The following is a 5,260-nucleotide window of genomic DNA, read 5'->3' as shown; positions in this document are numbered from 1 at the left end:
CGAACTCTTTGACGCCCAGACCCAAACTCCCTTCGAGGCCTTTGCCAGACCCCACATTCGCGGAGCAATCCTCCACTAGCTGTATAGCGTAATTATGCGCAACATCGGCTACGCAAAGATTGCTGCAGCAAAGGGTCCCTGACTCGCATGAAGGGCAGCGAGTCCCTTTCCGCCCCACTGCGTGACCTCATCAGCGCTGGACGAAAGGTGGGGCGGCCAGGGCGCCGGCAGGAAATCAGCTCGAAGGCAGAGCTCTTGAAGCAAAGCTCCGGGGACAAATTCACGTTTTAATTACACAAGCAGGCAGGGCTGTTGCGTTTGAGGATACTGTCCTGATGCCTATGCACAAACGATAATGCCTAACGACAAAGAGCATGAAGCAGAGAAATCAGACGAAAAAATCCAATTCAGTCCGGAATTCTCTAGCGATAAAAAAAGGCTGTGTTAGCACAGTGGATTTATTGACATGGTTCATCCCACCACTATGGCCCATAGCAATTGTGACAACTTGGGCTATGTATCCAAAAACAAGCAAGAAGGTTGCATTCGGGCTGGGAGGAGTACTTGTTGTCGCTGTTGTGGTGTCAATGATTCAATCTGGTAATCAGCAACAGGCAGCGCAGGAGCAAGTTCCCGAGAAAAGCCTCAGATCGACTGACTTAGCTACAGTGACTTACTCTAAGGATGAAGCTGAGATCAAGTGTCGACGGACTGCTAAGGAAAGCTTGAAAGATCCTGGTTCAATGAACATTGGCTGGGGTGACGTAGAAAGCGGCACAAATGCGCAGAACAGCAGCGAGTGGGTTGTCAAATTCCCATTTAGAGCCAGAAATTCTTTCAACGCAATAACCCCCGGTTTTGCCCAATGTAAAGTAAGCAAAAAAACGGGACTAGTGTTATGGAGTGAGGTTAACAACCTAGATTGACGGGGCGCTAGGTCGCAGGTTTGAATCCTGTCGCCATAAGGGCGGATGCACCCGACAGCAAAAGTGGTTTACGCATCATGAATTAATAGATTTCATGATCATTGCCTGAATTAACTCTTTAGCAAGCTCTAAGGCCGCGATAAGCCCGCTGCGACCTCCTCCGCCAGGCTCGGCGTCGGGACGACATGAGCCTGTTATCTGGAAATTTACTGTTCACCAGTTGGCTTAATGTAACCAGTGTCGATCAAAAAGGCCCGTAAAGCTTCCGGGAAGGAGCTGTAGACAATTTCCCGGCCCAGACATCTGCCGTTGTCATCGATGTCACCCTTGCATTCTTTAAGCCCATCGTCTGAGGAGTCGTAGCGCTGAGTCATGCGATCCCAGCCGTCATACAGCTCGCCCACCAGCGCCTTGTTGGCGACGTAACCGGCCAGAAACCCATTGGGATATTCAGGGTTTTTCTGTTTGAACCATTCGGCCATGCGCTCCAGGTTGCGGCGATGGAGCGGTTTGAACTCAGGCCGATGGGACACATCCGCAAAGGCATCACCCTGCAGCTGCCAGATGCGGGTAGGCGCGGTGCTGCAGGCGTAGCAGGCAAAGCGATAGAGGAACCGGTTGTCGACGTCCACGATCAGGAAGCGCCCATTTTGCAAAGGGTCCTCTGCCGGTGAATCGCCCCCGTCGAAAGGCCCGAGTGTCACCTCTCGCCAGGTCTGCCCGCTGCGATCGCTGGTAAGCACCTGGATCTGATTGCAGCAGTGAGCCCCTCCAGTGAAGGAAGAGAGCAGAACTTCGGGGTAGGGGTTCTCCGGATCCATCTCTGCGATCTGAACCACCGCAGCTGGACTCCCACCCCATTTCTCGGCACCAACGAGCCGGCCGACCTCGGTGCCATTCACACGAACGACAGCCACCGGCTGGAGCACATTTGATCCGGACTCGTTGATCAGCCGCTGCTGCTGCGCGTTGACCTCCACGGCGCCACTGCGTAACGAACCGCTCATGCGGTTGTTCTGATAGTCCATCTTCAGGACCTGGGCGACAGCCGGACTGCCGCAGAAGGCACCAACTCCGATCAGGGCGGCAATGAAACGAGCTCCTAGAGACATCATGTAAAGAGCCGCTCTAAGCGAGGTTGAGAAAGGGAAGGAACTAGGGGCTACGCCTCAAGAGAGGCTGATCAGGGAAGTGACTGCTGATGGCAACGACTGATTATTACTCGACCCACTTACCCATTCGAGCATCCCACTCTTGGCCATGTTCAATTTGAGGAATCCAGTTTCCTTCGCCTTGGGGCAGGACGTTTCCCTCAGGGAAGAGTTCAATCCCTTTTTGAATGGTTACCATACTTCTTTGCTAGTGATAACCGTTCATCTTGAATCTTCTTTCCCTGGCTGAAAAGTGGTACTAGGTCCATCTTGAGAGATTCCATTGTGATTGGTTTATTTCGCTCCAAGCCGATCAATGAGCTGTTGATGCCGCTGATCTTGCCTCTGTATTTGGCTTGTGAGTGAGACACTAAGCAGAACAAGGGCAGTCAACCAGGCAGCAGAAGTCAGGGCAACCACTCTCCACGGGAAGGCGGCTTGACCACGATCAGGCGACAGCTCTTCATCACCTGTCTTCTTCTGCTTCCTGGACTTACTGCTGAGGACAGCCTCACCCTCTGGCTCTTCAAGGCTCAGGATAAGTTGCAGCAGGGCTTCCGGAGTGGCGGGCACTATCGCGCTTGTCGCTGCTTCTGCCCCCATTTGCCTGGTTAGATCCTCTCGGCATTGATTCAGGCCACCACCAACCCAAAACAAGCCCCACGCCTTCTTATGCCGGTGAAGAACCACCCACCGATGGGGTCGTCTGTCGTTCCTGACAAGTTGACACGCCTTAGCCAGTGACCAAGTCCTCCCAGCGCTTACCGAGGGTTCGGAGCTGAGGAGGAGCCGTCCTTCTGGGTCATTGACGTAGCCAGTGGCCAGCTCAAGCGAGAAGACTTCAACAATCTGGACTCTTACCCCTTTCTGGTCTGGTGTCCATGTGGGGGACATGAAGAGCTGGGCTCCTCCGATCTTGTGGAGGCAGTCAGGGGTAAGGGTATTGTCGGGCAACTTTCAGTGGCGCTTAGGCGTCATTATCCCCTAGAAATATTGTGACTGCTCTCCTCTGACACTTCTGGGTTGATTTGGTCTGGTTTTCTGGCCAGGACCCATCGTTGAGCTCTGAGTCGCGCCACCGTCATGCACCAAGGAGCTGAGCTGATGATGGTGAAATTGAGTAGCAGCTTGAAACACCGACCTAGCGGAGCCGCTCCTAGCGAGGGTCAATCAATGAGCTGAAAAACCTTGCCCCCACAAAGCACCAGAGGATATAGAACCAGAAATATTTTGAGTTGTTATCTGTAGCCCCTCCCAGGCTGCCGGCGTTCTTGGCCTGAACTGTGACATTGTGAGAGTGAATAAGTGCATACGAAACTGCTCCAAATGCAAGTAGCGCTAAGAAGATGGGTACGGTTTGCAGAGTCATCATTAAAAAGGTGAGTCTATGTATTTAATTTAGCGGTGCCTCGGCTGAGATCCAGCCCCGGATCAACTGGTGGATCTTGCTGGCGTTCCGCTCGAGCAGCTCTGGCAGACATTGGCTGTACACCATGGGCATCTTTGAGCCCGTCTGATCCCCCAGCGGATGCTCACCCACGAGTTCATCGGCGCCGGCCAGGGGAGCAGTGCTCTTATAGCCTTGACGGAATCCATGGGCAGCAATGCCCTCTGGCAGACAGGCCATACCTTAATCACACGAATCAAGCTAATCTATCCAGGTGTATGGATCTTCCGATACTCTATGAGAAACGTGAGAGGTCTACTGTCGGCATTTGGGCTCGGTGTTCAACTTATTGCTGTAGATGCTGGCGCTCAGCAGCGCCCACCATGTTTTTGTTATTTCTCTCGTCCAACTGATGCGCAAGAGAAGCGATGTAAAGATCTTGGTTTTCCGTCGAGGCTAAAGCTGACCTGGACTGTGTCATGCCGTGATGATGCCATTTACCCCTTTGCAGCATCAGGCCTACTATCGGATCAGAGTGGTTTTTTTTCAAAATACAGCACCATCAAGGCAGTGGATGACTCAAGGATTGAAATTGTAACGGGAGAAACAAAATCTAAAGTTTATGGTTTTCAGCTAATTGCCTGGGACATGAGCGATTCAAGAGAACCTAAATCTAGCTCTACGGGCGCAGCGCAGGGCGCTGTTCTAGGCGGCTTTCTATTCGGCTTGCCAGGCGCCCTGCTGGGTGCGGATATAGGTGCGGGAAATAAACTAGATGAGCAGTACAAAACTTTGATGGTATATAGAGATATAGATGGTGCCACCAAATCGCAGGTCTTGACTTCGGCCAATTACGACGAAACCTCCAATGTAAGAGGTTTTCTTGAGGCTGCCTCCGGCAAAAGCCTGGTAGCGCTATGAGCGAAGCAGATATCAAGAAAAGATTGGACGAAAGAATCGCTTTGCTAGAAAAGAAATATCGTCAGCTCTCTGAAAAAGACACTGCTAAACCTTGGTGCCCCTTCGGCTCAACAAGGGGCTCAGTATCAATTGAAGGCAACAACATAAAAGATGAGGCTTTGGCGTTGCTAGAGTTTTCTCAAAAGATTGGAGTTTCATTGCAGTCTCGTCTCGCCTCTGTCGCTGGTGGCTGGAACGCCTACCTAGAAGCCAACCCTTCTTTGAAGCTTTGGGCTCAGGCTAATCCAAAGCAAGCAGAAGCGCTTAGTCGTTGTAAATAAGAGCCCTATAGTCAAAAAACTATAAACCAATTAATTGTCGCCCACTGTCACAGCAACAGTCAGCCGTTCCCCCGCTCGCCGGCAATCTTCAGCGGGGCCCCCGGCAGGGGGTGGGGTAAACAGAACCAACGAAGAAGCGTATGGGTCTTCACAAATTTCTATCAAAAACAGCAGCGGGGTTGGATTGGCCGGGGCTCGGCAGCTGGCGTTGAACGAGCCCAGCCGCCCCCTCGGCCCTGAGCCACGCCGCCAGCAGCTTGTGGTGGTCTTGCGCGCTGCTCGCACAAAGTGGGGCCAATGAACTCACAACAGCTTCAGGGCCTTGCTGTGCTTTGTCTGGCGATGGTGCCGGTCGCTTTGCTGTGGTGGGTCTGGATCCGGATGCTGGGCTGATTGCTGCCTCGGGTCCGGCACCAAGTGGCCTTGGTGCCCTACCTGGGTGGCGCCTGCGATGAGGCAGCGCAACGGTCGATCACCAGCTGCTCGTCCGGGGAGCCTGCAGCGGGGCGTACCCACTTGATCCACCCATTGTTTGCAGGCTTGCGATTGACCATC

Annotated in this window: 4 protein-coding genes; 3 read left to right on the top strand and 1 reads right to left on the bottom strand. The window is 53.0% G+C overall.

Going from position 1 to position 5,260, the window contains the following annotated elements:
* The first annotated feature begins 374 nt into the window (after window positions 1-374).
* Entirely contained in the window at window positions 375-926 is a 552-nt protein-coding gene (locus tag KBZ15_RS17950; RefSeq protein ID WP_255016588.1) for a hypothetical protein, read from the top strand.
* 206 nt (window positions 927-1,132) lie between these two features.
* Here the strand turns inward: KBZ15_RS17950 and KBZ15_RS17945 are convergent, their stop codons facing one another.
* Window positions 1,133-2,038 (bottom strand): hypothetical protein, encoded by a 906-nt coding sequence (locus tag KBZ15_RS17945; RefSeq protein ID WP_255016587.1) that lies wholly within the window; start codon window positions 2,036-2,038, stop codon window positions 1,133-1,135.
* A 1,567-nt stretch (window positions 2,039-3,605) separates the two neighbouring features.
* On the opposite strand from KBZ15_RS17945, the gene KBZ15_RS17940 reads away from it, so the two are divergent.
* A complete protein-coding gene (locus tag KBZ15_RS17940) occupies window positions 3,606-4,385 on the top strand; it encodes a hypothetical protein (protein ID WP_255016585.1) in 780 nt (259 codons plus the stop codon).
* Window positions 4,382-4,705: a hypothetical protein gene (locus KBZ15_RS17935; RefSeq protein WP_255016584.1), complete on the top strand. Its 324-nt coding sequence runs from the start codon at window positions 4,382-4,384 to the stop codon at window positions 4,703-4,705. Before KBZ15_RS17940 ends, KBZ15_RS17935 begins: the two co-directional genes overlap by 4 nt.
* The last annotated feature ends 555 nt before the right edge of the window (window positions 4,706-5,260 follow it).

This window comes from Cyanobium sp. BA20m-p-22 (assembly GCF_024346275.1).
Taxonomy (GTDB): domain Bacteria; phylum Cyanobacteriota; class Cyanobacteriia; order PCC-6307; family Cyanobiaceae; genus Cyanobium_A.
The sequence above is the reverse complement of the archived record's forward strand: the minus strand, read 5'-3'. Positions and strand labels throughout refer to the sequence as shown.